This window comes from Eggerthella hominis, from assembly GCF_014287365.1.
Taxonomy (GTDB): domain Bacteria; phylum Actinomycetota; class Coriobacteriia; order Coriobacteriales; family Eggerthellaceae; genus Eggerthella; species Eggerthella guodeyinii.
The window spans coordinates 587,572-612,921 of sequence record NZ_JACOOA010000001.1; the positions used below are offsets into that span (position 1 = coordinate 587,572).

Genomic DNA, 25,350 nt, shown 5'->3' on the forward strand with positions numbered 1-25,350 from the left:
GCGCACCCGACGGCGCGCGCGCCTCACGCGTCGCGCGCGTCGCGCTTCGCCCGGGCGGCCCCCACGAAGCCCGCGGCCCAGGAAGGCGACGCGAGCGCGTTCACGTGCAGGTAGCTGGCGACCACGTTGTCGCGGACCGCGCCGTCGCATCGTCCGGCGATGCCGCGGCCGCGCACGTTCTCGTAGGCGAAGCGCACCGGCGAGCCGCAGCGCGCCACGCGCGAATGATGGTGCTCGTGCCCCGTGAGCACGGTGCCGGCGGGCAGCCACGGATGGTCCTCGCCCGCCACCGCCACCGCGTAGCCGTGCCCCTGCCGTTTCTCCTCCATCGCCACGTCGAGGTCGAGCACGCCGGCCATGTCGTAGGTTCCCTGCGCGCACGTGAGCCGGCGCGCGAGGTACATGAGGCCGCCGCACTCGGCGCACACGGGAAGGCCCCGCTCGGCGAAGCGTCGCACGCTCGCCCGGAACGCGGCGTTTCCGTGCAGCTGCTCGGCGAACACCTCGGGGAACCCGCCGCCCACGTACAGCCCGCACGCGTCCTCGGGCAGGGAGGCGTCCTCCAGGCTGTCGGCGAACACGAGCTGGGCGCCCGCGTCCTCGAGCGCCTGCAGGTTCTCGGGATAGTAGAACGAGAACGCGCGGTCGCGGACGACCGCTATCTTCACGCGGGCCCCGCCGGCGAGGGCGGCCGGGCGCCGAGGCGGCCCTTCGTCCGGCACGGGAGGCGCCGTGGCCGCGATGCGCAGCAATGCGTCGAGGTCGACGTGCTGCCGGACCACCGCGGCGATGTCGTCGAGGAACGCGTCCTTGTCGCGGGCCTCGGCGCTCGACGTCAACCCGAGGTGCCGATCGGGGATGTCCATCCGCGCGTCCTTCGGCAGCGCGCCCACGACGGGGATGCCGCAATACCGCTCCACCGCCGCCCGCACGAGCTTCTCCTGCCGGGCACCCTGCACCCGGTTGAGCAGGACGCCGGCCACGGTCAGCCCGTCGTCGAACCCCGCGAGGCCCTGCACCACGGCGGCCGTCGTCCGCGTCATGCGCGTCACGTCCACCACGAGCACGACGGGCAGCCCCAAGCGCTTCGCCACCTCGGCCGAAGAGCTGCTGCCCTCCACGTCCAGGCCGTCGAACAGCCCCATGGCGCCCTCGACCACGCACAGGTCCGCCCCGCGCCCCGCCGTGCTCAGCACGGCGCGCAGCGTGGGATCGTCCATGAAGAAGCAGTCGAGGTTGCGCGCGTCCCGGCGCGCCGCGGCGCCGTGCCACCCGGCGTCGATGAAGTCGGGACCCTTCTTGAACGGCTGCACGGCGAGGCCGCGATCGCTCAAGGCGCGCAGCAGCCCCAGGGTCAGCACGGTCTTCCCGCTGCGGCCATGGGGCGCGGCGATCATGAGCCGGGGCATCGCATGCGGCGATGCCCCGGCATCCTGCTCTGTTCGGTTTTCCTGCATGCGCGCGGCGCCGGGCGGGCCTACACGCAACCGGTCGGCTTGAGCAGGCCGGCGATCTTGCACGCTCCCTTGCCCGGGCCGCTCGGGAACAGCTCGTAGATCTCGGCGTTCGATTTGCCCGTGTCCTTCAGCATCTTGCGCACCATCGGCGCCACGCCGAACTCGGCGTAGTAGCCGCGCAGGTAGTTGATGACGGCCCAATGCTCGGGCGTGAGCTCCACCTCCTCGGTTTCGGCCAGCTTCTCGGCAACTTCCTCGTCCCACTGGGTGGCGTCCTCCAAGAACCCGTCCTCGTCGAGAAGAAGAACGCGGTCCCCCACTTGCAACTCTGCCATGGTACCTACCTCCTACAGATCGTATCCGTCTTTCCTTCTATGGGTAGTCGCTGCGGCGCAGCAGACCTAGCCACTCTCACTCCGCAGGCGTCGCCGCGGTCTCCCCGTCCTCGCCGTGCGCCGGCGCCAGGGCGTGCTCGTGCACGTCGACGGCCACCTTGTACAGCACCGTGAGCACCAGGAACCCGATGCCGTACACGCCCACGATGACGAGGATCTCGTTGAGCTTGGGGATGTAGTCCACCACCTGCTCGAACGAGTTGGGCACGAAGCCGGCCAGGACGAGGCCGAGGCCCTTGTCGATCCAGCACGCGAAGAACACGGCCAAAAGCGCCACGACAAGCGTCTTGTGGTTGCGTCGCAGCTTGGGCACGAGCAGCAGGAACAGGCCCAAAAACGCCAGCACCACCGCCGTCCACATGAACGGCACGAGCTGTCCCGAGCCGTCGAGCCCGAAGAACAGGTACTCGAGCGAGGCCATGTGCGAGGGGATGTTGCTGTAGAACGCCGTGAAGATTTCCAGCACGAAGAAGAACACGTTGGCGATCATGGCGTAGCACACGATCTTCGCGAGCGTGTCGATGGCCTTGTCGGACGCCTTGAACGTCGTGAACCTGCGCATGATGAAGCAGATGACGATGAGCAGCGCCGGGCCGGCGGCGAAGGCCGACGCCAGGAAGCGCGCCGCCATGATGGCCGTGAGCCAGTACGCGCGCCCGGGCAGGCCGGCGATCAAAAACGCCGTGACCGTGTGGATGCTGATGGCCAGCGGAATGGCGATGAAGCTCAGGATGCGCGTCCACTTCGGCGGCTTGACGCCCTTGCGCTCGGCGCCGAGCACCGTCCAGCCGATGAGGATGTTCACCAGCAGGTACGCCGACAGCACGCACATGTCCCAGAACAGCATGGAATGGGGCGAGGGGTACAGCAGCACGTTGAGCACGCGCGTGGGGTACCCCAGGTCGACGAGCACGAACAGCACGGCCATGAGCACGGCCGCCACGGCCATGAACTCGCCGAAGATGATGATCTTGCCGAACTCCTTGAAGTTGTGCAGGTACAGCGGGATGGCCACCATGACGCCCGAGGCCGCCACGCCCACGAGGAACACGAACTGGGAGATGTACAGGCCCCAGCTCACGTCGCGGCTCATGCCGGTAAGTCCCAGGCCGTAGTTGAACTGGTTCACGTAGGCGGCCACGCCCACGCCGATGCAGACCAAGAGCAGGGCAACCCACGCCCAGTAGAGCCTGGATCCGTGCAACGCCTTCTCAAGCATGCGCCTCGCCTCCGTTCACGATGTAGTAGACGCTCGGGCCCGTGCCCAGCTCCACGCGCCGGCGGATGGTGAAGTGCTCGGCCAGCGCCTTGCGCGCGGCAGACTCCGGATCGGTCAGGTCGCCGAAGACGATGGCGCCCTCCGACAGCTCGGCGCACAAAGGCTCCAGCCCCTGGTCGATGCGCTCGGAGCACAGCATGCACTTCTCCACGACGCCCTTCGAGCGCGTGGGATAGTCGGGGTTCGGCTCGTCGATATAGGGCCGCGGATCGAAGAAGTTCAGGCTGCGGGCGCCGTAGGGGCAGCCCGCCATGCAGAACCGGCAGCCGATGCAGCGATGGTAGTCCATAACCACGACGCCGTCGGCGCGCTTGAACGTGGCCTCGGTGGGGCACAGGCGCACGCACGGCGGCTCCTCGCAGTGGTTGCACAGCAGCGGGAAGCCCAGCTGCACCACGCGCTCGCTGGCGTACTCGCTGTCGATCTCGGAGAACGAGTGCTCGAAATCGTCCTCCCATATCCACTTGATCTCGGTTTTCGGGTCGCCCGTGTCGGGCACGTTGTGGGCGTGGTGGCACGCCTGCACGATGCGGTCCATGACGCCGGAGGCGTTGAGCTTCTCCACGTCGATGACGAAGCCCCACTGCCGCGCCTCCATGGCTTGGCGCACGGTCTCGCCCTCGGCCCCCGCCGCCCCCGCAGAGCTGCAGCCGGACAGGGGCGCCACGGCGGCCGCGGCCGCCAGCGCGCCGGCCTTCAAAAACGTACGTCTCTCCATAGACCGGTCCCGGCTCCTCTCGCGGTCCTCGCCTCCCGCCAGCGCATGGTCGCGCGCGTCGTCGTGCGCGCGTGCGTTCGCGGCCATGTCAGTTCCCCTGCCCTGCGTCGGCCAGGTCGTGGCAGTCCCAGCAGTACAGCTCCACCGACGAGTACTCGTGGCAGCTGTCGCAGAACTCCTCGCGGTTCGTGTGGCACTCCAGGCACGTGTCGTCCAGGCTGATCTCGTACACCTGGCCGCCGGCGCCCCGGTACTCCGTGGCGCCGTCGCGCACGACGTCGTTGCGCCACTCGTCGAGCAGCTGCATGTGGGAGCTGCGCATGTACTCCGTCGACTCCACGCAGCGCTTCTCGGACAGCGCGTCGATAGCCGGCGTGTCCGTGCTCGGCGTGGGGGCCGCCGTGGCGTTGCCCAGGTTCACGATGAGCGGCACGGCCATGAGCAGGACGAACAGCCCCGCGAACAGGATGATCCTTCCACCCTTATACATGGCTCCCCCCTTCGTCGGCGCTCGGTTCGCCTGCGCCCGGCGCGGGCTCGGCGTCCTTCGTGCGGTTCGGGAGCTCCTCCAGGCGCAGGTCGAGCGTGCGCTCTATCTCGTTGTCCAGCACGAGCGCGTTGCCCACCAGCTCGTGGACGCCCATGACGCGCGTGCCCGGCACCCAGTAGTCCATGAGCGAGGGGAACGACGCGCGGTCGAGCGCGCAGATGTTGGCCAGCGTGTTCACGCCGTAGCGCTCCTTCACCGAGCGCACCGCGTCGGCGCGCGGGTAGCCGCCGCGCAGGCGCAGCTCCATGTTCTCGCCCGCGTTCAGGCCGGCGCCGCTGCCGCAGCACAGCGTCTTCTCGCGGATGGTCTCGTCGGGCATCTCGTGGAAGTTGTTGCACACCTTGCTGAGGATGAAGCGCGGCTCCTCCAGCAGCCCCATGGCGCGCGAGGTGTTGCACGAGTCGTGGTACGTCACCACGAGATGGTCGTTGCGGCTCGGGTCGAGCTTCACCTTGTCGTGGTACAGAAGGTCGGCCGTGAACTCGGTGATGTGCACCATCTTCGTGGACGCGGCGTTCTGGAACACCGTGCCCGTGACGGGCGACACCGGCTGCTCCAGGAAGTCGGCCGGACCGTTCCACGTGTCCATGTACTGGTTCACGAGGCGCCACATATGGCCGCACTCGCCGCCCAGTATCCACTTCACGCCCAAACGCTCGGCCTCGGCGTACATCTTCGCGTTCAGGCGCTTCGCCATCTCGTTCGACGTGAAGAAGCCGAAGTTGCCGCCCTCGGAGGCGTACGTGCTCAGCGTGTAGTCCAGTCCCAGCTGCTCGAACAGCAGGATGTAGCCCATGAACGTGAACGTGCCGGGCTCGGCGTACAGATCGCCCGAGGGCACGACGAACAGGATCTCGGCGCCCTTGCGGTTGAACGAGGGCTCGATGTGCTTGCCCGTGATGGTTTCGAGGTCCTCCATGAGGAACTCCACGTTGCCCATGATGGTCTGGGGCTCGAGGCCCACGTGGTTGCCCTTCATGTAGCAGTTCGACACGGGGCCGGCGATCCACTCGGTGTTGAGGCCGACGAGGTTCAAAAGCTCGCGGCCCATGATGGTGATCTCGGCCTGGTCGATGCCGTAGGGGCAGAACGCCGAGCAGCGGCGGCACTCCGTGCACTGGTAGAAGTAGTACCACCACTCCTTGAGCACGTCCTCGGTGAGGTCGCGCGCGCCGGCCAGGCGGCCGAACAGCTTGCCCGACGTGGTGAAGTAGCGGCGGTACACCGAGCGCAGAAGCTCGGCGCGCAGCACCGGCATGTTCTTCGGGTCGCCCGAGCCCAGGTAGAAGTGGCACTTGTCGGCGCAGGCGCCGCAGCGCACGCACACGTCCATGAACAGCCGGAACGAGCGGTACTTCTTCACGCGGTCGGCCATGCCGTCGAGGATGATCTCCTTCCAGTTCTCGGGAAGGTTCCAATCCTCGTCGGACGACGACCACTCGTGCGCGTTCGGCATGCCCACGACGTTGAGCGTCTTCGGCTTCGCGCCGTGGCAGTACATGCCCTCCTTGAACTCCGCGGGCGTGTCCATCCACGGCTTCTCGGACACGCCGAGGTCGAAGTCGAGCAGGTCTTCTTTGTTCGGTAGTTTCGCCATGTCGTGTTACTCCGCATCCAGGGGCAGGCCGACTTTTTTCATCTTTTCCCCGAACTCAGCCTCGTACTCGGCGTACGTGTGCACGTCAACCGGGTAGTTCCAGGGGTTCACGTGGCGCTTCGCGCGGTTGTTGTTCGCCAGGTTGCGCGTGGGGCTCAGCACGATGCCGCCCGCATGCATGAGTTTGCTCCAAGGGAAGTACACCAGAAGCGCGCTCACCAAGAACAGGTGCACGAACAGGATGGGGGCGATGCCCTCGGGCGCCACCGGGTGCAGCGTGACCAGGCCCATGGCGAGCTCCTTCACGTCCACGACGTCGATGCGGAACCCGTAGCGCATCACGATGCCCGAAACCGCCACGCCCAGCAGCAGGAACAGCGGCAGGAAATCGGCCGGCAGCGAGACGAAGCGCACCTGCGGGACGACCACGCGGCGCACGAACAGGAACGTGAGCGCGCCGACGACGAGCACGTCGGTGATGTAGAGCAGCGGCAGCCCCACCTGCAGGATGCTGTCGAGGCCCTCGATGCCCGTGACGAACGCGGGCACGGGATCCAGGAACAGGCGCAGGTGACGGAGCACGATGACGAGCATGGACCAGTGGAACACGAGCGCGCCGAACCACAGCCACTTCGCCGAGCCGAACGCCAGCTTGCCGTCCGCCTTCTCGGTCTTGGCGTTGCGGAACAGCGAGCGGAAGCACAGCACCTCGAGCAGCATGCGGCCCACCACCCCGCCGAACGACGAGGGGTTCTCCAGCTTGTTCTGCTTGATCCACGGCAACGACTTCTGCTGGCCGCACGTCGTGGGAATGCGGAACGGCACCGCGGAGGTGCCCCATTTGACGAGCCTGATGACGAACCCCACGACGAACAGGGTGAACGCCGCGTACGGGATGACGATCCCGAACAGGGCGTACCAATGCAGGTACGCGGTGCCTATCCAGGCGAAGGCCGCCAACGCGGCGACGACGAGCAGCGGAATCCCTAGTTTCATGCCAGCTCTTCCCCATTCCTCCGGATGCCTTCAAGCTGTCTGCGCAGCATCTTCTCGCCGCGCTGCACCTCGTCGACGCGCAGCTGCGCGATGCGGTTGCGGCAGGCGACGTAGCAGTCGAACGCGTGCAGCGAAAGCGCGTCGATGCGCGCGTCGAGCGCACGCAGGTCTTCCTCGTCCGCCGCCTTGCCCGCGGCGGAGCGTATGACGGGCTTCAGGTCGAACAGGAACGCGAGCGCCGCGGAAGGGGGCTCGTCCCGCACGGCCTCGACGCGGCAAAGCTCTTCCACCGCGGCGGGCATCCCGTCGCCCTCGTCCGACAGAAGCCAGACCAGCACGTCGTCCATACCCCGGGCTGCGTGGTAGCCGGCAGGATCGGCGAACCGGCCCTTCCGGTGCGAGGACGCGAATCCCGCATCCCGCGAGGGCCCGACGGCTTTGCGCCACGCCTCCAGGATGGAATCCTTCCCCTCGATAAGCTCTTCGGATAGAGCGGTCATTGCATTCCCCATGCCTCTCGTGTGTCCTGCGGCCTGCAGCGCATGCCCCCTGTGCGCCCGCACCCTCCCGACGCGGGCGCACCCCGAAGCGCGAACGCGCGCCTATTCGGGCGGGGCGACTTTGCCCTTGAGGGCGACGAACGTCGTGGTGATGTAGAGGTACTCCACCTTGTCCTCGAAGGCGAGCTCCTTCACCGCGAGGTCGACGGCCGATTTCGGCTCGCCGATAGCGGCGGCGATCTCCTTGCTCTTGGCCTTCTCCACCGTGTCGAGATAATCGAGAACCTTTTGCTTGACCTGAGGATCTGCCGGACCTTTTTCCATGACGAACGTCCTCCTTCGACCCGTCGAACGGGCCTGTCAGCGATACACGAATCCCATGCATCTCATTTAATCACGGGGTTCGCCACGTGTAAAATACTATGAATTCATCACCCCATTACAAAAGACAATGACAGGGTGTTTTACCTGTTCACGTGCCGTTTTCCTGCCTGTATGGCACCGCGGCGGGCAAATTGTTGCGCCCTCGTTTTCCCACCGGTGCTACAATCGTGCCCAAGCCGGTTTCCGGCGTTCGTCCGCAATCCGTTCAAGCGAAGATGCGAGGGCTCCCATGGCGAGAACCTACCCTGTTTCCCTGGTCCTGAAAGACAAGCGCGCCGTGGTGGTGGGCGGCGGCCCGGTGGCCGCGCGCAAGGTGCAGGGCCTCTTGGAGTGCGAGGCGCTCGTGGACGTGGTGGCGCCCGAGGCGACGCCCGATCTGCAGAAGCTCGTCGACGGCGAGCGCTGCACATGGCGCGTGCGGCCCTACGAAACCTCCGACCTCGACGAGGCCGACATCGTGTTCGCGGCAACCGACGACGAGGGCGTCAACCGGCGCGTGTACGACGATGCCACGGCCGCGCGCCTCATGGTGAACGTGGCCGACCGTCCCGAGGTGTGCACGTTCTTCCTGCCGTCGGTGCTGCGCCGCGGCAAGCTGTCCGTCTCCGTGTCCACCGAGGGCGCGAGCCCCCTGTCGGCCCGCCGCATCCGCGAGGGCTTGGAGGAGCGGTTCGGCGAAGCGTACGCGCCGTACCTCGAGCTCATGGCCTCATGGCGCCCCCGGGTGAGCGACGCCCTCCCCCCCGAGCGCCACTTCGCGTTCTGGGAGCAGGCTTCCGACGGGCGCGTCTTGGCCGCCCTGGAGGCCGGCGACGCGGCCGGAGCCGAGGCGATCCTGGAATCCCTCCTCAAGTGAGGAGGGGCCCGCTCGCCTGATCAGGCGAGCGCCGCCGCATCCGCCGCTGCGCGGGCGAGCTTCTTCTGGGCCTCCTTGTCGAGCCGCGTTTTCGCTTCCGCGGCGCACCAGGTGGTACCGCCGTTCTCCGCCGCGTAGACGAGGCGCGCGCGGCGCTCGGCAGGGTCGGCCAGGCACTCCGCCGCCTTCAGCGAGAACAGCACGGCATGCGCGGGAAGCGCCTTGGGCCCGTCGGCCACCTGGAGGTAGTCGGCCGCCGCCTTGGACGGCTTTCCGTTGAGCTCCTTGGCCAGCAGGTCGCGCAGGGCGACGTGCTCGGCGATGTGCGCGGGCGCGTCCTTCGACAGCCCCTCGCCGGAAAGCTCCTTCAACGCCTTGACCTCGGCCGTCAGGCCCTTGAGGTCGCGCTTGTCGAACGCGCAGTACGCCATGAGGTTGTGGTAGAGGAACCTGCTCTGAGGATCGTCGTCGTCCTCGAGGATCCGCATGAGCTTGGCCGCCTCGTTCCACTTCCCCTGCCACCGCAGGGCGTAGGCGTAGCTGAACAGGCCGCTGCGCGGGTCGGCGTTCTTCTTGTCCTTCTCGAGCAGGGCGAGCGTCCGGCGGCCGCACAGCACCGGATCGCAGTCGCGGTCGATGAGGCGCGTGAGGCCCTTGTTGACCGTGCCGCGCATGAGCACCCCGAAGAACACCGCGACGATCATGAGCGGCAGCAGGATGAGGGTGCTTATGGCGAACCAGGGAGTGCCCGACATGCCCATGGCCATCATGAAGAACGCGAAGGCGGCAACCCCGGCGACGCGCACCTTGATCGTGTAGCTGCGGTGCACCCATGCGCGGGACTCCTCGTCGGCCTCGTCGCCCAGGACGTCGACGATACGCTCGTAAGCTCTCATAGTGCTTCCTCTCCCCAACAAACCGGCGCGATCCCGCACGGCGTGCGGGACGGCGCATCTCAATACGTGCCGCAGAGGGCGTCGATGCCCGCGCGATACTCGTCGCCCAACAGCGGATTCGCGGCGGCCACCAGCGCAAAGGCGGCGCGCAAGCTCTCATGGAACAGCGGCTCGTCGCGCGCGGCGTAAAACACGTAGGAAAAGTAGCCGTCGAAGCGCGGGGTCGCCCCCGCGATGACGGCGCCGGCCACCTCGGGGGCCGACCAGGAGTTGTTGCCTCCTTCGTCGTTCATCTCCCAGAGGCTGCGGCGGATGATCTCCAAGAAGAACGAGGGCATGGCCGCGCACCGCTCGCGCGCGAGCGTCTCGAAGCATGCGACGGCGCGATCGTGACCGGCATCGTCGGGCGCGAAGGTGAGCCGCGCGAGGAACCTCCGCACCCGGCTCGGATCCTCGTCGAACGCCCTCAGAAGCGCGCCTGCGTCCCCCGCTTCGGCGATGGCGCGCACGCCCGCTTTGGTGATACTGCCCACGACGATCCTTCCTCCGCGTTGAAACGGCCGCAGGCAGCCTCGCTCGCACGAGACCGCCTGCGTTTCCGACCATGCGCCTACGGGACTAGATCATGCCCCATTTGCGCGTGTACTCGCTGTAGAGCGCGTAGTCGTTCTCGCTGATGCCCGCTTCTTCGAGCTTGGGAAGGATGTCCTCGTAGATCATGGTTTCCGTTTCCATCCACACGCCGTCCTTCTTGACGGTGATCTCCCAGTCGTCATGAATGCTCAGCAAGAACTCCATGACCGCTGCGCTATGCACCATGCATCGCTCGGTGTACGCCGCGAGCTCTCGAATCGCATCCGGGGTCGCCTCGATCTTCTTGACGGACTTCCAAGGCGATTTTCCCCTTCGGCGCCACTCCCCCGCTTCGAAGAACGGAAGGAAGAAGCAGGCGCTTTGGATGCAGGTATGCTTGACTACGGTTGGCTCTTCCATTGCTTACCCAAGTCCGACGGTCGTCCAGTAGTTGTTCAGGATCATCGTGGAGAAGAGGAAGCCGAGCAGTACGTTAACCACGACGCCGCAGGTGAAGGCCGCGAAGGGCTTCCAGCCGGTAGCGGCGAGGGCCTTGAAGCGCGTGGTCAGGCCGATGCAGAGGAAGCACAGGATGAACGCCCAGCCGCGCAGGCCCTTGATCGGGCTGAGAACCTGCTTGTCCATGGTGGCCGCGATGTCGGGAGCAACGGACAGCGTCACGACGGTGATGAGGATGGAGGCGATGAAAAAGCCCAGGACGAACTTCGGGAAGCGCTCCCAGATGACGCCCGCGGACGGCTTCTGGCGCGTGCCGTCGGCACTGTCGCTCTTCTCCCACATGGTGACGGAGATGATGGCCAGGATGAAGGCCCACACGCCGACGAAGATATCGCGGCCGACGACCTTCATGAGGGTGAACGTGGTGATGGCACCGTCGCCGAACTGGGCGGCTGCGGCCATGCCGGCGGCATCCGCGAACTCGGACGTGCCGATCCACGCGCCGGAGGCGCCGTCGGACAGGCCGAGGGCACGGCAGATGACGGGAAGCAGGAACACCATGATGGTGGCCCAGATGACAACCATGGAGATCGAGACGGACACGTGCTCCTTCTTGGCGTTCACGGCGCTGCCGATGGCGATGGAGGCCGACACGCCGCAGATGGAACCGCCGGTGGCGAGGGTGGCCGCGAACGGCTTCTCAAGCTTGAACAGACGGGTGGCGCAGAAGTAGATCACCAGGAAGGTGGACACGGCGATGATCGTGGCCTGCAAGAGAGCGACCGGGCCGGACTGGAGGATCAGCGTGAAGGGAAGCGTGGCGCCCATGAGGACGATACCGGTCTTCACGTAGAACTCGGTGCGCATGCCGGCTTCGAACCAATCCGGGATCTTGACGAAGTTGCCGAGGATGATGCCCACGATCAGGGCCATGACCGGCGCCTCGAGGCTGAACTGCTTGGCGAGGTCCCACGCGGAGAGGATCTGGACCAAGATGGCCATCACGTACAGCAGCGTGAAGCCCGCGAAGAACTTCGGGACGTTCTTGCCCATGATGCCCATGACGATCGAGAAGATGATGGCCAGCACGACGTACAGGATGATCGCGTTCGGGAAGATGCCGGTCACGCACGGCAGCAGGCCCGCGAAGTCGCTGTAGCCGGCGAACTTCACGTTGAGCACGCTCAGGATATCGGACTGCCCGGCTGCCCAGAGGATCAGGCAGACGACGACGAGGCCCAGACCGATCCAAACGGCCCACCAATCTTCCTTCAGGTAGAGGCTCTTGAGGCCCCCGCCGTTGGTCTTGGTATTGTTTGTTGACATAAATATCCCCTTTTCTCTGTTCGAACAGCCGCATGGCTGCTCGTCCCTCGTGTATTCGATCAGCGATAGGTGATGCCATCAGCCATCGTTGATCAATCCGCGCCGACGGGTTCCGTCAGTCCCGCCGACGCGGATTGAGAGCCTGAAACGCTAGAACTTGAACGCCGACGACGTCCTGAAGGTCTCGCGCGAGAAGATGTAGTCGTCGATGAGCTTGTCGGAGAACGGGATTCCCGAGATGGAGAAGAACCGCTCCCATCCGATGCGCTCGATCCACTCGCCCAAACGCTCCCCCTGGTGCGCGTTCTCGACCCACACCTCCACGATGTGGCGCACCGCCTCGACCGTCTCGGGCCAGCGCGGCGGGTTGTTCGGCAGGAACGGGATGACCATGCGCGAGAAGCTGGGATCCGTGCGGGCCGTGGAAACCTTGCCGCCCACCATGATGGCCAAACCGTCGTTCTCGGCATCCATGATGTGCATGCCGGGCGACATGGTGTAGCAGTTGCCGCAGTACATGCAGCGCTCCTCCACCACGCTCACGCTCTTGTTCTTCGGATCGGGGCGGATGGCCGCCGTCGGGCAGCAGGCCACGAGGCTCGGGATCTCGGTGTTCTTGCGGATGGCCTCGTGGTCCATGCGCGGGACGGTGCGGTGGATGCCGACGATGGAGATGTCGCTGCAGTGGGCCGCGCCGCACATGTTGAGGCAGCACGCCATGGCGATGTGCAGCTTGTTGGGCAGGACCTGCGTGCCGAAGTACTCGAACAGGTCGTCCATGATGGCCTTCACGATGCCGGACGCGTCGCTTGCGGGCGTATGGCAATGCACCCAGCCCTGCGTGTGCACGATGTTGCTGAGCGAGTTGCCGGTGCCGCCCACCGGGTAGCCCATCTCCTCGCAGCGCTCGATGATGGGCAGGACCTTGCTCTCGTCAGGCGTGAGGAACTCGATGTTGTTGCGGCTCGTGAAACGCAGGTGCCCGTCGCAGAACTCGTCGGCGATGTCGCAGACGTCGCGGATGGAGTCGACGCTCATGAGGCGCGGCTCGCCCACGCGCACGCTGTACAGCGCGCCTGCGGGCCCGACGTGCTTCAACACGCCCGGTCGCGGATGCTCGTGGTAGAGCCATTTGCCGTAGTTCTCTTTGATGATGGTGGGAAGGTACTCGTGAAAATCCGGAGGGCCGTTGTCGATCATTGCCACTTCAATCACCTCGTCTATCTGAATTGGATGCCGTAGCGAAGCCTCTCTGAGAGAAAGGCCGTACGTCTAGTTGTCGCCCTCCGCCTGACCGGCCGCTTCCTTGAAGATCTCCTCCTGGGGCCAGAACACGTAGGGGTTCGCGCGCGGGCGGTACACCATCTGGGGCACCGCTTCCATGCCCACCTCGCGCAGGAACTTGCCCATGCCGATGCGGTACACGGTCTCGCCGATGCGCTCGCGGGTCTTGCCGTTCTCGTCCCACCAGTCCCAGATGCGGTTCACCAGATCCTTGAACTCGGTGTAGGGGGCCTCCATCTTCATGAAGGGCACGAGCACCCACGACATGAAGGCGGATTTCACGATGGTGGACTTGGCGCCCAGGAGAATGGTCGCGCCCTTCTCCTCGCCCTGCTTGATGGCCTTGCACATGACGTTGACGCAGTGCATGCAGCGCGTGCACTCCGCGCCGTTCACCGCGAGCTCGCCCGTGCCCTGGTCGTAGGTCAGGCAGCGGGTGGGGCACTTCTCCACCACGGCCTCGCGGATGTCGAGCCCGTCGGCGGCGTACTGCTTCACCGCCTCCTGGTCGATGACGATGGTGTCGCGCCAGGTGCCGATGACCGAGATGTCGGCGCGGGCGGCGGCGGCCACGCAGTCGTTCGCGCATCCGGACATCTTGATCTTGGACTTATACGGCCACATCGGACGATGCAGCTCGTCCTGGAACTCGTTGGTGATGTCGTAGCACATGTCCAAGGTGTCGTAGCAGGCGTACTCGCACCGGCCGGGGCCGCAGCAGCAGCTCGGGGAGCGCAGGTCGGAACCGGAGCCTCCCAGGTCGAACCCGTTCTCGGCCAGCTCGTTGAACGTGGGTTGCAGCTCTTCGGTCTTCATGCCCAGCAAAATGAGGTCGCCCGTGGAGCCGTGCATGTTCGTGATGCCCGAACCGTGGCGCTCCCAGATGTCGCAGACGGTGCGCAGGGCGTCGGTGGTGTAGAACCAGCCGCTCGGCGCGTTGACGCGCATCGTGTGGAACTCAGCGACGTTCGGGAACTCCTCGGGCAGGTCGGTGTAGCGCCCGACGACGCCGCCGCCGTACCCCTTGACGCCCACGATGCCGCCGTGCTTCCAGTGGCCCACCTTGTCCTCGTAGGACCGCTCGAGCACGCCGAGCAGGTCGGCGCTCATCGCGCTCTTGTCGGCCGCCTTCTTTATCTCCGTGACGAAGCTCGGCCACGGCCCGGTTTCCAGCTCGTCCAACTGGGGGGTCTTGCTGTTTTCATCCATGATCGCTCCTCCTGTGGTTCCTACCGGGAACCTGTTGGCGCTACAATTCCGTGACGGTGAACGCCCCGGCGGGACATACCATGACGCAGGCTTCGCATCCCATGCAGTCGCATGAATCTCCCTTGATCAAAGCGTGCGTGCCATCGAATCCGAGAATCTGAGCCGGGCAACCTTCGGCGCACGAATCGCATCCGGTGCACTTCTCCTCGTCCAACACCACCATGTACATGTCGTTCCACCCTCCTTTCCTTCCCTCACCTCGTCTTGTCCTTCAAAAGCCGATGATCAGCTGCTTTTGATTTAATCACCCCCTATTTGGCCTGTAAAATACATTGAATTCATGGCGTGATCACCATTGGCTATCGCCCGTCGTTTCGCTTGGTCAAACGCCCGTCGCGGCTTCGCCGCAGATTCCTGGTATAAAAGATTCCGATAGCTGGAACGTTTGCCATGCATCATCATGTCCCCTGATCAAATGCGGAATTTTCCGACTTCTGACAGCGCTTCGCCCGCCTCTCCCCTGCGGGATGGGCGGGCGAAGCGAAGAAGGCTGGCGCCGATGTTCTACATCCGAGCCAAGGCCGCCTCGATGCGCTCGAGGGTGTCGGCGATATGCGCGTCGGTGTGCGCGGCCGACACGAACAGCGCCTCGAACTGGCTCGGGGCGATGTACACCCCCGAGGCGCGCAGGAAGCGGTAGAAGCACGCGTACAGCTCGGTGTTGGAGGACAGGGCGCTGCGGTAGTCGTAGACCTCGTCTTCGGTGAAGAACACCGAGAACATGGCCCCGGCCCGGTTGACGCGCAGGGGCACGCCGCGCGCGATGCCGAGCCGCTCGATGCCGCGCGCGAGCTCCTCGGTCCTCTCGACGATGCCCTCGTGCACGCCCGGCTCCCGCAGAAGCTCCACCGTGGCGAGGCCCGCGGCCACGGCCACCGGGTTGCCGGCGAGCGTGCCCGCCTGGTACACCGGCCCGAGCGGGGCCAGCTGCTCCAGGTAGCGGCGCTTGCCGCCGAACGCGGCGAGGGGCATGCCCCCGCCGATGACCTTGCCGAGGCAGGTGAGGTCGGGGTCGACGCCGCAGAGGGCCTGCACCCCGCCGAACGACACGCGGAAGCCCGTCATGACCTCGTCGAAGACGAGCAAGCTGCCGTACGCTTCGGTGATCTCCCGCAGCCCGGGCAGAAAGCCGTCCCGCGGCGGCACGACGCCCATGTTGCCCGCCACCGGCTCCACGATGACGGCGGCGATCTCCTCGCCGCGCTCGGCGAACAGCGCGCGGACGCTGTCGAGGTCGTTGTAGCGCGCCACGAGCGTGGAGGCCGTGCAGCCGGCCGGCACGCCGGCCGAGCTCGGCACGCCCATGGTGAGCGCGCCGCTGCCGGCCTTGACGAGCAGGGCGTCGGCGTGGCCGTGGTAGCAGCCCTCGAACTTCACGATGCAGTCGCGGCCGGTGACGCCGCGCGCGAGGCGGATGGCGCTCATCGTCGCCTCCGTGCCCGAGCTCACCAGGCGCACCATCTCCATGGAGGGAAACGCGTCCCGGACGACGCGGGCGAGCCTCGTCTCGCCCGGAGTGGGCGCCCCGAAGCTCAGGCCGTCGCGGGCCGCCGCGCACACGGCCTCCACGACGGCGGGATGCGCGTGGCCCATGATGAGCGGGCCCCACGAGCCCACGTAGTCGAGGTAGCGGTTGCCGTCGACGTCCCACAGGTACGCGCCCTCTCCGCGCGCGATGAACGCCGGTTCGGCGCCCACGGCGAGCGCGGCCCGCACGGGCGAGTTCACGCCGCCGGGGATGGCTTCGGCGGCCTGGCGGAAGGCCTCCTCGCTCGCCCGCATCGTGCGGGCGTTCTCCGTTTCCTGCATGGGCCCTCCTTCCTAGGCGCGCTCGGCGAGCCAGCGCGCCGCATCGAGCGCATGGTAGGTGATGATGATGTCGGCGCCGGCGCGCTTCATGCCGCAGAGCGACTCCAGCACCACCTTGCGCTCGTCGAGCCAGCCGTTCGCGGCGGCGGCCTTCACCATGGCGTACTCGCCGCTCACGTTGTAGGCCACGACGGGCAGATGCGTCTCCTGCTTCGTGCGCCAGACGATGTCGCCGAACGCAAGCGCCGGCTTCACGATGATCATGTCGGCGCCCTGCTCCACGTCCAGCAGGGCCTCGCGGACGGCTTCGTCGCCGTTCGCAGGATCCATCTGGTAGCCCTTGCGGTCGCCGAAGCCCGGCGTGGAGCCGGCAGCTTCGCGAAACGGGCCGTAGTAGCCCGACGCGAACTTCGCGGCGTACGACATGATGGCCGTGCGTTCCAGCCCCGCGGCGTCGAGCGCCTGCCTGATGGCGGCCACGCGCCCGTCCATCATGTCGGACGGCGCCACGATGTGGGCGCCGGCGCGCGCGTGCGATACGGCCGTTTGCGCGAGCAGCTCCACGGTCTCGTCGTTCAGCACGTAGCCGTCCTCCACGAGGCCGCAGTGGCCGTGGTCGGTGTACTCGCACAGGCACACGTCGGTGATCACCACGAGCTGCGGGTACTGCTCCCTGATGGCGCGCACGGCCCGCTGCACGATGCCGTCGTCCGCGTACGCCTCGGAGCCCACGGCGTCCTTGCGCTCGGGGATGCCGAACAGGATGACGGCGGGAATGCCGAGGCCGACCACGTCGTCGAGCACGGCGGGAAGCCGGTCGAGCGAGTAGCGGCACACGCCGGGCATGGAGCCGACCGGGTCCGCGATGCGGGCGCCGTGGCAGACGAACAGCGGGTAGACGAAGTCGGCGGCCCGCAGCTCGTGCTCGCGCACCATGGCGCGGACGGCTTCGTTCTGGCGCAGGCGCCGCGGGCGTTGGGGAAGGTTCACGATGGCTCTCCTAGCGATCCGAGGACCGCGCCCACGAGCCCTCCGACGGTGGACGAGCCGGCTTCGGCGCGCACGGCGAGCCCCAGCCCCTCCATCGTGGCGGTGGTGAGCGGTCCGATTGAAAACAGCGATACCCCCGCCAGCAGCGACGCGTCGCCGTCGAGCAGGGCGACGGTGTTGCGCGCGGCCGACGAGCTGGCGAACGTGAGCGCGTCCAGGCTGCCGGCGCGCAGGGCGGCCAGAAGGTCGTCCTTGCCGTCCTCGCGCAGCACGGTGCGGTACGCGGGCACGTCCACGAGCTCGGCGCCCGCCGTGCGCACGGCGTCGGCCACGACGGTTCGGGCATCCTCGGCCCTGACGAGCAGCACGCGCTCGCTCGGGCCGAGGCGCCCACTGAGGAGGTCCGCGACTCCCTCTGCGCAGAAGGAGTCGGGCGTGATCGCGCTGCGCACGCCGCGCGTCGCGAGCGCCTTGGCCGTGGCGGGGCCTACGGCGATGACGGCGGCGCCCGCGAGGACGGCTGCAGCGGAAGATGCGGAAGGGGCGGCGTCGGCCGGCGCGGGACAGGCCGCCTCGCAGGCGCGGAAGAAGGTCTTGACGCCGTTCGCGCTGGTGAACACGGCGAAGTCGTACGTCTCGCGCGAAGCTGCGGCCGCGGCGAGCGGCGCCGGGTCGGTGGGCGGCGCCAGGCGGCTCACCGGGAACTCCGCCACGGCGGCGCCGAGCGCTTCCAGCTCGGTGCGCAGCTCGGAGGCCTGATGGCGGGCGCGGGTGATGCCCACCGTCTTGCCTGCGAGCGGGCGGGGGTCGAACCACGCCAGCTCGTCGTGCAGGGCCGCAACCTGACCCACGACGATGACGGCGGGGTTCGCCAGGCCGCGCTCGGCCGCATCGGCCGCGATGGTGTCCAAGCACCCGACGGCGACGCGCTGGGCGGGCCAGGTGCCGCGCTCGACGACGGCCGCCGGCGTCTCGCCGGGCATGCCGTACGCCATGAGGCTCTCGGCGATGACGGGCAGGTTCTTCATGCCCATGAGGAACACGAGGGTGCCCTTCAGGTGCGCCACCTGCTCCCAGTCCACGGACGAGGCCAGCTTCGAGGGGTCCTCGTGGCCGGTGATCACCGTGAACGACGAGGCCATACCGCGGTGCGTCACGGGAATGCCCGCATACGCCGGCGCGGCGATGCAGGACGTGACGCCCGGCACCACGGCGAACGGGATGCCGTGGGATCGCAGCTCCTCGGCCTCCTCGCCGCCGCGGCCGAACACGAACGGGTCGCCGCCTTTGAGGCGCACGAGCGTGCGTCCCGGCGCGGCCTTCTCCACAAGCAGCGCGTTGATCTCGTGCTGCGCGAGGGTGTGGCGGTCGGGCGACTTGCCCACGTACACGAGCTCGCACGTCGCGGGCGCCTGCGCGACGACGTCCGGCGACACGAGCCGGTCGTACACGAGCACGTCGGCGCGCTGCACGAGCTCCAAGGCCCGCACGGTCATGAGGCCCGGGTCGCCCGGGCCCGCTCCTACGAGGTACGCCTGCGCGTTCTGCTCCATAAGGTGTCGCCGCCTCTCTAGTGGTCCGTCGGCGCGCCGCATGTGGCGCGCAGGATGGCATCCGCCCCTGCATCGAGGGCGCGGCGCGCGGCGCGCTCGCCCACCTGCCCGGGATCGTCGCCCGTTTCCGTCACGTGCACGAGCTCGGTGCCGTCGAGGCTGATGACGCTGCCCGCAAGGCGTATCGCGCCGTCCTCCACCGTGGCGAAGGACGCGATGGGCGTCTGGCAGCCGCCGCCGAGCAGCGCGAGGAAGCAGCGCTCGGCCCGCGCCGCGAGCTCGGTGGGCCGGTGGTTGACGGCGGCAAGCGCCTCCCGCACGTCCGCGCGCTCGGTGAGGCTCTCCACCGCGACGACCCCCTGCCCGGGCGCCGAGAGCACTGTCAGCGGGTCGAAGAACTGCGTGATGCGCTCCTGCCATCCCAGGCGGACGACGCCGGCGGCGGCCAGCACGATGCCGTCCATGTCGTCGGCCTCCTGCAGCTTGCGCCAGCGCGTGCCCAGGTTGCCGCGTATCTCCACGCACTCCACGTCGGGGCGCAGGCGGCGCAGCTGCGCCGTGCGGCGCAGGGATGAGGTGCCCACGCGCGCCTGCGCGGGCAGCTCGTCGAACGTGCGGCCGTCCTTGCCCAGAAACGCGTCGCGCGCGTCGCCGCGCTCGCAGTACGCGCCGATGCCCAGGCCCTCGGGCAGCACGGTGGGCAGGTCCTTCAAGCTGTGCACGGCGATGTCGATCTCGCCGCCGTACAGCCGCTCCTCGATCTCGGCCGTGAAGAAGCCCTTGCCGGCGACCGACGACAGCGGCACCTCGAGGCGCTTGTCCCCCTCGGTGTCCATGGTGACCAGCTCGACCTCCATGCCGGGGTGGGCCTCCTCCAGCAAGCGCTGCACGAAGCGGGCCTGCCACAGGGCCAGGTCGCTCTTGCGCGTGCCGATGCGAAAGCTCCTCATCGCGCGCACCCCCGCTCCGCCGCGTCGCCCGCCGTGCGCGCCACCTCGAGCGCGAACAGCTCCTGGAGCATGCGCGCGTACTCCCTGCTCTTCGCGGAGCCGGCCTGCGCGTTGAGGGACTCGACGGGCTCGTGGACGAACTCGTCGGTGATGGTGGTGGCCAGCACGCGCACCTGCTTCTTCTGCGAGGGGGTGAGCCCCGAGAGCCGCTCGAGGGCCACGTCCAGCCGTGCGCGCTTGATCTCCTCGGCGTGCCGGCGGAAGGCGGCGATGACGGGCACGAGCTCGAGCGACTGCACCCACCGCCGGAAGTCCGCCACCTCCTCCTCGATGAACCGCCGCACGCTCTTCTCGGCCGTCGCCCGCTTCAAGCGGTTCGCGTCGGCCTCGTCGCGCAGCTCGTTGATGTTGTAGATGCTCACGCCGGGAACGCTCGCGGCCGCCGGGTCCACGTCGCGCGGCACCGCCATGTCCACGAACAGCAGCGGGCGGTCGGGGCGCGCCTCCATGGTGCGCTGCACGAGGGCCCGATCGATCATGTACGTCTTCGACGAGGTCGCCGAGAACACGACGTCCGCCTTCTCGAGGCAGGCCGCCAGGCCCTCCAGACGGTGCGCTTCGAACCCGTAGCGGTCGGCCAGCGTGCGCGCCTTGTCGAGCGAGCGGTTCGACACCATGACCACCGAGGCCTCGTGGGCCACGAGGTACTTCATGGTGAGCTCGCTCATCTCGCCGGCGCCCAGGATGAGCACGCGCTTGTCCTTCACCTCGCCGAGCTCGCGCGCGGCCAGCTCCACCGCGATGCGCCCCACCGACATCGAGTAGCGCCCGATGCACGTTTCGTGGCGCACCTTCTTTCCCAGATGGAGCGCCCGCTGGAACCACACGTTGACGAACTTGTCCGTGGTGCCCGCCTTGCAGGCGGCGTCGTAGGCGCGCGACACCTGCCCGAGGATCTCGGCCTCGCCCACGATGAGCGAGTCCAGCCCGGTCACCACTTCGAACAGATGGCGCACGGCCATGTCGCCCGAGTAGGCGTACATGTGCTCGCGCAGCAGCGTGCGCTCGTGCTCGGTGATGGTTTGGCCCTGCGAGGTGAAATAGCCCCACACCTCCTCGGCCCCGCGCTCGGGGTCGTCGGCCGTCACGTAGAACTCCAACCGGTTGCACGTGCTGAGCACGACGGCCGCGCTCAGGCGCGCCGCCGACTTCAAGTCGCGCGCGCACGAAGCGTTGAGCGAATGGTGGATGCTCAGCTTCTCCAGCAGCTCGATCGGAGCGCTCTTGATGTTCAATCCCACAACCACGCTGTCCATGGACTACCCCTCGTCTGACGCTCCCGCCGGTCCCCTTGCGCCCGTTCGCCGTTCGCGGGCGGGCGCCTTACGCTTCCTCCAAGAACTCCAAGTACGGCTTGTCCATGCTGGCAAGGCCGTTCACCATGAGCTCCACGAGGCCGCCGTACTGCACGTTGTACGTCGCCGTGCCCTTGTAGGCCTTCAGCAGCTCGCGGATGGTGCCCTTGCAGTTCGAGCAGGGGGCGCAGACGTACTTCACGATGTCCGGGTTCTCGAACTCGTCGGGGAACGCGTTCACGATCTGGGCCCACTTCGTGCGGGCGCTCACCTTGTCGCGGAAGTCGCCGAAGTTGTACGAGCTCATGATGGCGAACCCGCTGCCGCCTCCGCAGCAGTAGTTGTCCACGCCGTGCGGCGTCATCTCGCGGAATCCCGGCGCGATGGCCTTCAAGATGTCGCGCTGCGGCTTCACGATGCCCATCTGGCGCACGACGTTGCAGGGGTCGTGCAGGGTGACCGGGAAATCGTTCTTGGACGGATCGAACTTGAGCTTGCCCGTCTTCACGAGATCCGCCATGAGGGGCAGGAAGCTCTCCACCGGCACGCGCTCCTCCTCCGAGGCCATGCGGTCGGCGCTGATGGCGATGGCCTTGTGGGCGTGCCCGCACTCGCCCACCACGATACGCCGAACGCCCAGCTTCTTCGCGGCCTCGAACTGCCCGAGCGCCACCTTCTTGGCCTGGAAGTCGTCGTACCAGATGCCGTAGTTCACGCTGTCGTAGCCCAGCAGGTCCGAGCTGAGGGTCCAGTCGATGCCCGCCTCGTCGAGCAGGATGGCGAAGGCCGCCGGGTTCTCCGGCCACGCGATGAACTCGCCGGCGTTGTGCATGAGCAGCACGTCGGCGCCCTTCTTGTCGATGGGGAACTTGATCTTGCGGCCCGTGCGCTCTTCGATGTCCTCCTCGATGAACTCGATGGTGTCGATGAGCGCCGGCTTCGTGAGGCCCGTCGTCGAGCCCGTCTTGAGCTGCAGCTGGGTGCCTTTCGCGTGCACCGGCGTGGGGGCGATGCCCATCTCCTGGCTGAACAGCTTGCGGATCTCCTTGGCTGCCAGGCCGTTGTCCAGCCCGAGGGGGCACGTCTGCGCGCAGCGGCGGCACAGGTTGCACCGGTAGGCGAGCTCGCCCAGACGCGCGATGCTCTCCCAGGTGACGTCCACGTCGGCGCCTACGAACCCGGGCATGAGCTTGCCGCCGGGCGTGAAGTGCTTCTTGTACATGCGGCGCAGCACGTCCACGCGGAAGCTCGGGCGGTAGATCTCGTCGCCGTTGCTGCCCTGGAACACGTGGCACGCTTCGGAGCACGTGTTGCACTTGGCGCAGTACTCCATCGTCAGCATGAGCGGCTGCAGCGAGCGCTTGTTGCTGTCCGCGAACAGCTTCTCGAGCCCGTTCAGGAACGAGAGGACGAACGCCTCCTCTTCCTCCTGCGTTTCGGGGCGCTTGAGCGTGTCGAGGGCGACGAAGCCGTCGAGCGAGGCGCAGTGCTCCTCGGCCCATGCGGGCTTCGGCTCCTTGAAAGGCGGCTCGAGGCCGTTTCGGTCGTACGGCGCGGGAAGCGGCGCGAGGTCGTCGAGCGGAGACAGGACGGCCGCGTCGTTCGCCATGTCGCGCGGGCGCAGCTGCTTGGTGTTCTGGGTCATGGCGCTATCCCTCCAACGTATCGGACGAGCTGGGACGGGTGTGCGGAGCCGACCAGGCGGCGGGCGCGGGGCCGCCGGCCTCGCGCTCGGCCATCGCGGCAACCTTGCTGCCCGCGACGTTGGGATCGTTGTCCCACAGCACCTTGTGGAAGGCGAAGAACTTGCCCACGTAATGGCTCATCTTGCTGAGCGGGATGTACAGGAGCATGATGCCGAGCAGCACGAGGTGCGCGACCACGACGGGCGGCAGGGGCGCCGCGTCGAACGCGAACACGCTGCGCGCCACGTCGAAGGGCGAGGCGAACAGCGTCCACGCCACGATGCCGGTGACGAGCGTGGCCAGGATGAGCAGGATGTTGAAGTACTCCTGAGGCGGCGTGTACGCGCGCAGGCTCTCGTCGACGGCGCGGCGCACGAGCAGCAGCACGGCGCCGATCGTGGACAGCGCGAAGCCCACCGCGCCCACGACGGCCGTTCCCACCACGAGGAACTCGGGGTTCCAGAACACGGTGAGGAGCAGCAGCAGGCTCCAGCCGAACATCACGTAGATGCCCAGGTGGAACGCGTACGACGCCCACCACAGGCTGCGCTGGTGCTTGAACAGCTTGCTGATGAGCAGCATCTCCTGCATGATGTCGACGACTTCGTAGACGGGATCGAGGCGGCGGGGCTTCTCCCACCAGTCCTCTTCCTCGAAATAGGAGCCGCCGTACTTGCCGCGGCCATCGCCCTCCTTGGGCACCGGGTAGAGCTCGACCCGCGAATGAACGGGCAAGTGGGCGTACTTCCACGCCTTGACGGCGGTGAGAACGACGAACCCCGCCAATCCGATGATGACAAAGACGAATCCCAGCAAAGCAGCATTCATCGTACCACCCCTCCCCAACCTCGTCTTGGCCGCGCATGGGCCTAGATACAAACTAAGGGACGCGGGTTCGAGTGTAAAATACCTATTTTGGATGGGGCGATGAACAAATCCTATGGCATGGTTTTTGTGCACGAACAGGCGTGCTCAACGGGATAAACGCGATGTTCTCGATCACCGCATGATAGAAATTCTTTATATCGCGATTGTAAATGCATATTTTACAGAATAATCTTAGTAGAGTACTTTAGTATACAGCTGAACAAGGTGGAAAGCGATCATCGCCGCTTCGGATAATTGCTTTTCACGTTCGTTCGTTAAGGCGTAGGGGGCCGTCGTGCGGGGAAAGCCTTTAGTTCGGCACGGTCCGGATGCGCACATGCGATATGCGGCATAGGAAGTTTTCCGATGTTTTGCTCATATCGTCCTGCCGGAACACAGGAGGAGGTGAGCCGTCTTGAGTTCTTTGGGGCAATTCGTCGTGTTCAAAGAGGTAGCCGATACCGGCAACGTCACTCAGGCAGCCAAACACCTGCATATCAGCCAACCGAGCGTAAGCATCCAAATCCAGAATCTCGAGCAGGAGTACAACGTCACGCTCCTCGAGCGCACCAACCGCGGCGTGCTGCTCACCGAGTGCGGCGAGATCTTCTACCAGTACATCAGCCAGGTGATTCAGGCCATGCGCGAAGCGCAGGAGGTCATGCTCGAGCACGAGGCGAAGCAGCACCGCAACGTGCACGTGGGGGCCACGCTCACCATCGGGGAGTACGTGGTGCCCTTCATAGCCGATGCGATGTATCACGAACATCCCCAGATCAACCTCAACGTGAAGGTGGCGAACACCGCCAACATGGCCGAGGAGGTGCTCGACAAGCAGCTGCACCTCGCCCTCATCGAAGGGCCCGTGCCCACGAACCCCGACCTCATCATCGAGAACTTCTGGCACGACGAGCTGGTCATCGTCGTGGGCATCGACCATCCCTGGAGCAAGCTTCTGAGCGTGTCGCTCAACGAGCTCAAAGACGAGCGCTTCATCATCCGCGAGCAAGGTTCGGGCACGCGCAAGGTGATGGAGAACGCGCTGCAGGAAGGCGGGGTTGACGCCTCGGAGCTCAACATCACCATGGAGTTGAACAGCACGCGCGCCATCAAGCAGAGCGTGATGTCGGGCCTTGGCGTCACCATCATCTCGGCGCTCACCGTGCAGCGCGAATGCCGGCAAAAGCAGCTGTCCATGCTTCGGCTGGAAGGCTGCCAGCTGCAGCGCCCGCTCAACATCCTCACGCACAAGCGGGGCTTCCTCACCTCGGACGAGCAGACGTTCCTCTCCTTGATCCGCAACCGCAACCGGCTCAAGGAGATCCTGCCGCCCCCGCTGCTGCCGTAGCGCCGCTCCGGCGCCGAGGCGACGCCCCGGACGCTTCGGACGCGGGCCCCTCGCTCGAGAACGAAAAAAAGCGCCCCGCGGGGCGCTTTGCTTTTCTGGCGGAGATGTGTGCGAATCGAACACACCCGAGACGTTCTGCACGCCTCACAGCGGCTTTGAAGGCCGTGGGGCCCACCAGGACCCATCCATCTCCAATAAGAAGGTGCCGAAGGCACCATCGATATAGTACCGTATTTGTCGGCGTTGCGCCCGCA

Annotated in this window: 25 protein-coding genes and 1 tRNA gene; 2 read left to right on the plus strand and 24 right to left on the minus strand. The window is 66.7% G+C overall.

Annotated features, from left to right (window positions below; all coding sequences use genetic code 11):
• Positions 1-23: 23 nt before the first annotated feature.
• From H8S61_RS02605 to H8S61_RS02645, 9 genes are all read right to left on the minus strand, one after another.
• Positions 24-1,409, minus strand: coding sequence for a cobyrinic acid a,c-diamide synthase CobB (locus H8S61_RS02605; protein WP_186937859.1), 1,386 nt, complete (start codon positions 1,407-1,409; stop codon positions 24-26).
• A 68-nt stretch (positions 1,410-1,477) separates the two neighbouring features.
• The gene (locus H8S61_RS02610; protein WP_154332054.1) at positions 1,478-1,792 is read right to left on the minus strand and encodes a TusE/DsrC/DsvC family sulfur relay protein; all 315 of its coding nucleotides are present in this window, start codon (positions 1,790-1,792) and stop codon (positions 1,478-1,480) included.
• A 76-nt stretch (positions 1,793-1,868) separates the two neighbouring features.
• Positions 1,869-3,071 carry a sulfate reduction electron transfer complex DsrMKJOP subunit DsrP gene (dsrP, locus tag H8S61_RS02615; protein WP_160942418.1) on the minus strand — a complete coding sequence of 401 codons (1,203 nt, stop codon included), beginning with the start codon at positions 3,069-3,071 and terminating at the stop codon, positions 1,869-1,871.
• The gene (gene dsrO, locus H8S61_RS02620; protein ID WP_244977510.1) at positions 3,064-3,936 is read right to left on the minus strand and encodes a sulfate reduction electron transfer complex DsrMKJOP subunit DsrO; all 873 of its coding nucleotides are present in this window, start codon (positions 3,934-3,936) and stop codon (positions 3,064-3,066) included. Before dsrO ends, dsrP begins: the two co-directional genes overlap by 8 nt.
• Before the next feature lies 1 nt (position 3,937).
• Positions 3,938-4,339, minus strand: coding sequence for a sulfate reduction electron transfer complex DsrMKJOP subunit DsrJ (dsrJ, locus tag H8S61_RS02625; protein ID WP_160942417.1), 402 nt, complete (start codon positions 4,337-4,339; stop codon positions 3,938-3,940).
• Complete coding sequence (gene dsrK / locus H8S61_RS02630) at positions 4,332-5,996, minus strand: sulfate reduction electron transfer complex DsrMKJOP subunit DsrK (protein WP_186937860.1); 1,665 nt, start codon at positions 5,994-5,996, stop codon at positions 4,332-4,334. Before dsrK ends, dsrJ begins: the two co-directional genes overlap by 8 nt.
• A 6-nt stretch (positions 5,997-6,002) precedes the next feature.
• On the minus strand, positions 6,003-6,992 hold the full coding sequence (gene dsrM / locus H8S61_RS02635) for a sulfate reduction electron transfer complex DsrMKJOP subunit DsrM (protein WP_160942415.1): 990 nt from the start codon (positions 6,990-6,992) through the stop codon (positions 6,003-6,005).
• Positions 6,989-7,492 (minus strand): RsbRD N-terminal domain-containing protein, encoded by a 504-nt coding sequence (locus H8S61_RS02640; RefSeq protein WP_186937861.1) that lies wholly within the window; start codon positions 7,490-7,492, stop codon positions 6,989-6,991. The genes dsrM and H8S61_RS02640 overlap by 4 nt, the downstream gene beginning before the upstream one ends.
• A gap of 102 nt (positions 7,493-7,594) precedes the next feature.
• Positions 7,595-7,816, minus strand: a complete 222-nt coding sequence (locus H8S61_RS02645) for a hypothetical protein (protein WP_154332060.1) — start codon at positions 7,814-7,816, stop codon at positions 7,595-7,597.
• A gap of 289 nt (positions 7,817-8,105) precedes the next feature.
• Between H8S61_RS02645 and H8S61_RS02650 the strand changes: the two genes are divergently transcribed.
• Positions 8,106-8,732, plus strand: a complete 627-nt coding sequence (locus H8S61_RS02650) for a precorrin-2 dehydrogenase/sirohydrochlorin ferrochelatase family protein (protein ID WP_160942413.1) — start codon at positions 8,106-8,108, stop codon at positions 8,730-8,732.
• A 20-nt stretch (positions 8,733-8,752) separates the two neighbouring features.
• Here the strand turns inward: H8S61_RS02650 and H8S61_RS02655 are convergent, their stop codons facing one another.
• The 14 genes from H8S61_RS02655 to H8S61_RS02720 form a co-directional block, all read right to left on the minus strand.
• A complete protein-coding gene (locus H8S61_RS02655; protein ID WP_186937862.1) occupies positions 8,753-9,628 on the minus strand; it encodes a hypothetical protein in 876 nt (291 codons plus the stop codon).
• Positions 9,629-9,687: 59 nt separating this feature from the next.
• A complete protein-coding gene (locus H8S61_RS02660; protein ID WP_186937863.1) occupies positions 9,688-10,161 on the minus strand; it encodes a hypothetical protein in 474 nt (157 codons plus the stop codon).
• Between the two features lie 85 nt (positions 10,162-10,246).
• On the minus strand, positions 10,247-10,447 hold the full coding sequence (locus tag H8S61_RS02665) for a hypothetical protein (protein WP_154332064.1): 201 nt from the start codon (positions 10,445-10,447) through the stop codon (positions 10,247-10,249).
• 177 nt (positions 10,448-10,624) lie between these two features.
• Positions 10,625-11,986, minus strand: a complete 1,362-nt coding sequence (locus H8S61_RS02670) for a YeiH family protein (protein ID WP_186937864.1) — start codon at positions 11,984-11,986, stop codon at positions 10,625-10,627.
• 150 nt (positions 11,987-12,136) lie between these two features.
• Positions 12,137-13,186: a dissimilatory-type sulfite reductase subunit beta gene (gene dsrB, locus H8S61_RS02675; protein WP_222617582.1), complete on the minus strand. Its 1,050-nt coding sequence runs from the start codon at positions 13,184-13,186 to the stop codon at positions 12,137-12,139.
• A 72-nt stretch (positions 13,187-13,258) separates the two neighbouring features.
• Positions 13,259-14,479 (minus strand): dissimilatory-type sulfite reductase subunit alpha, encoded by a 1,221-nt coding sequence (dsrA, locus tag H8S61_RS02680; protein WP_154332066.1) that lies wholly within the window; start codon positions 14,477-14,479, stop codon positions 13,259-13,261.
• Between the two features lie 40 nt (positions 14,480-14,519).
• On the minus strand, positions 14,520-14,708 hold the full coding sequence (locus H8S61_RS02685; protein WP_114546733.1) for a 4Fe-4S binding protein: 189 nt from the start codon (positions 14,706-14,708) through the stop codon (positions 14,520-14,522).
• A gap of 335 nt (positions 14,709-15,043) precedes the next feature.
• The gene (gene hemL, locus H8S61_RS02690; protein WP_255466404.1) at positions 15,044-16,348 is read right to left on the minus strand and encodes a glutamate-1-semialdehyde 2,1-aminomutase; all 1,305 of its coding nucleotides are present in this window, start codon (positions 16,346-16,348) and stop codon (positions 15,044-15,046) included.
• Positions 16,349-16,360: 12 nt separating this feature from the next.
• A complete protein-coding gene (gene hemB / locus H8S61_RS02695; protein ID WP_186937865.1) occupies positions 16,361-17,338 on the minus strand; it encodes a porphobilinogen synthase in 978 nt (325 codons plus the stop codon).
• Positions 17,335-18,891 (minus strand): uroporphyrinogen-III C-methyltransferase, encoded by a 1,557-nt coding sequence (gene cobA / locus H8S61_RS02700; RefSeq protein WP_186937866.1) that lies wholly within the window; start codon positions 18,889-18,891, stop codon positions 17,335-17,337. Before cobA ends, hemB begins: the two co-directional genes overlap by 4 nt.
• A 17-nt stretch (positions 18,892-18,908) precedes the next feature.
• Positions 18,909-19,841, minus strand: coding sequence for a hydroxymethylbilane synthase (gene hemC, locus H8S61_RS02705; protein WP_160942407.1), 933 nt, complete (start codon positions 19,839-19,841; stop codon positions 18,909-18,911).
• Complete coding sequence (hemA, locus tag H8S61_RS02710) at positions 19,838-21,157, minus strand: glutamyl-tRNA reductase (protein ID WP_186937867.1); 1,320 nt, start codon at positions 21,155-21,157, stop codon at positions 19,838-19,840. The genes hemC and hemA overlap by 4 nt, the downstream gene beginning before the upstream one ends.
• A gap of 67 nt (positions 21,158-21,224) precedes the next feature.
• A complete protein-coding gene (locus H8S61_RS02715) occupies positions 21,225-22,841 on the minus strand; it encodes a (Fe-S)-binding protein (protein WP_222617537.1) in 1,617 nt (538 codons plus the stop codon).
• Between the two features lie 4 nt (positions 22,842-22,845).
• Positions 22,846-23,709 carry a respiratory nitrate reductase subunit gamma gene (locus H8S61_RS02720; RefSeq protein ID WP_160942405.1) on the minus strand — a complete coding sequence of 288 codons (864 nt, stop codon included), beginning with the start codon at positions 23,707-23,709 and terminating at the stop codon, positions 22,846-22,848.
• Positions 23,710-24,163: 454 nt separating this feature from the next.
• Between H8S61_RS02720 and H8S61_RS02725 the strand changes: the two genes are divergently transcribed.
• Positions 24,164-25,096: a LysR family transcriptional regulator gene (locus H8S61_RS02725; protein WP_160942404.1), complete on the plus strand. Its 933-nt coding sequence runs from the start codon at positions 24,164-24,166 to the stop codon at positions 25,094-25,096.
• Between the two features lie 96 nt (positions 25,097-25,192).
• Here H8S61_RS02725 and H8S61_RS02730 read toward each other — a convergent pair.
• A tRNA-Sec gene (locus tag H8S61_RS02730) sits at positions 25,193-25,289 on the minus strand.
• Between the last annotated feature and the right edge of the window lie 61 nt (positions 25,290-25,350).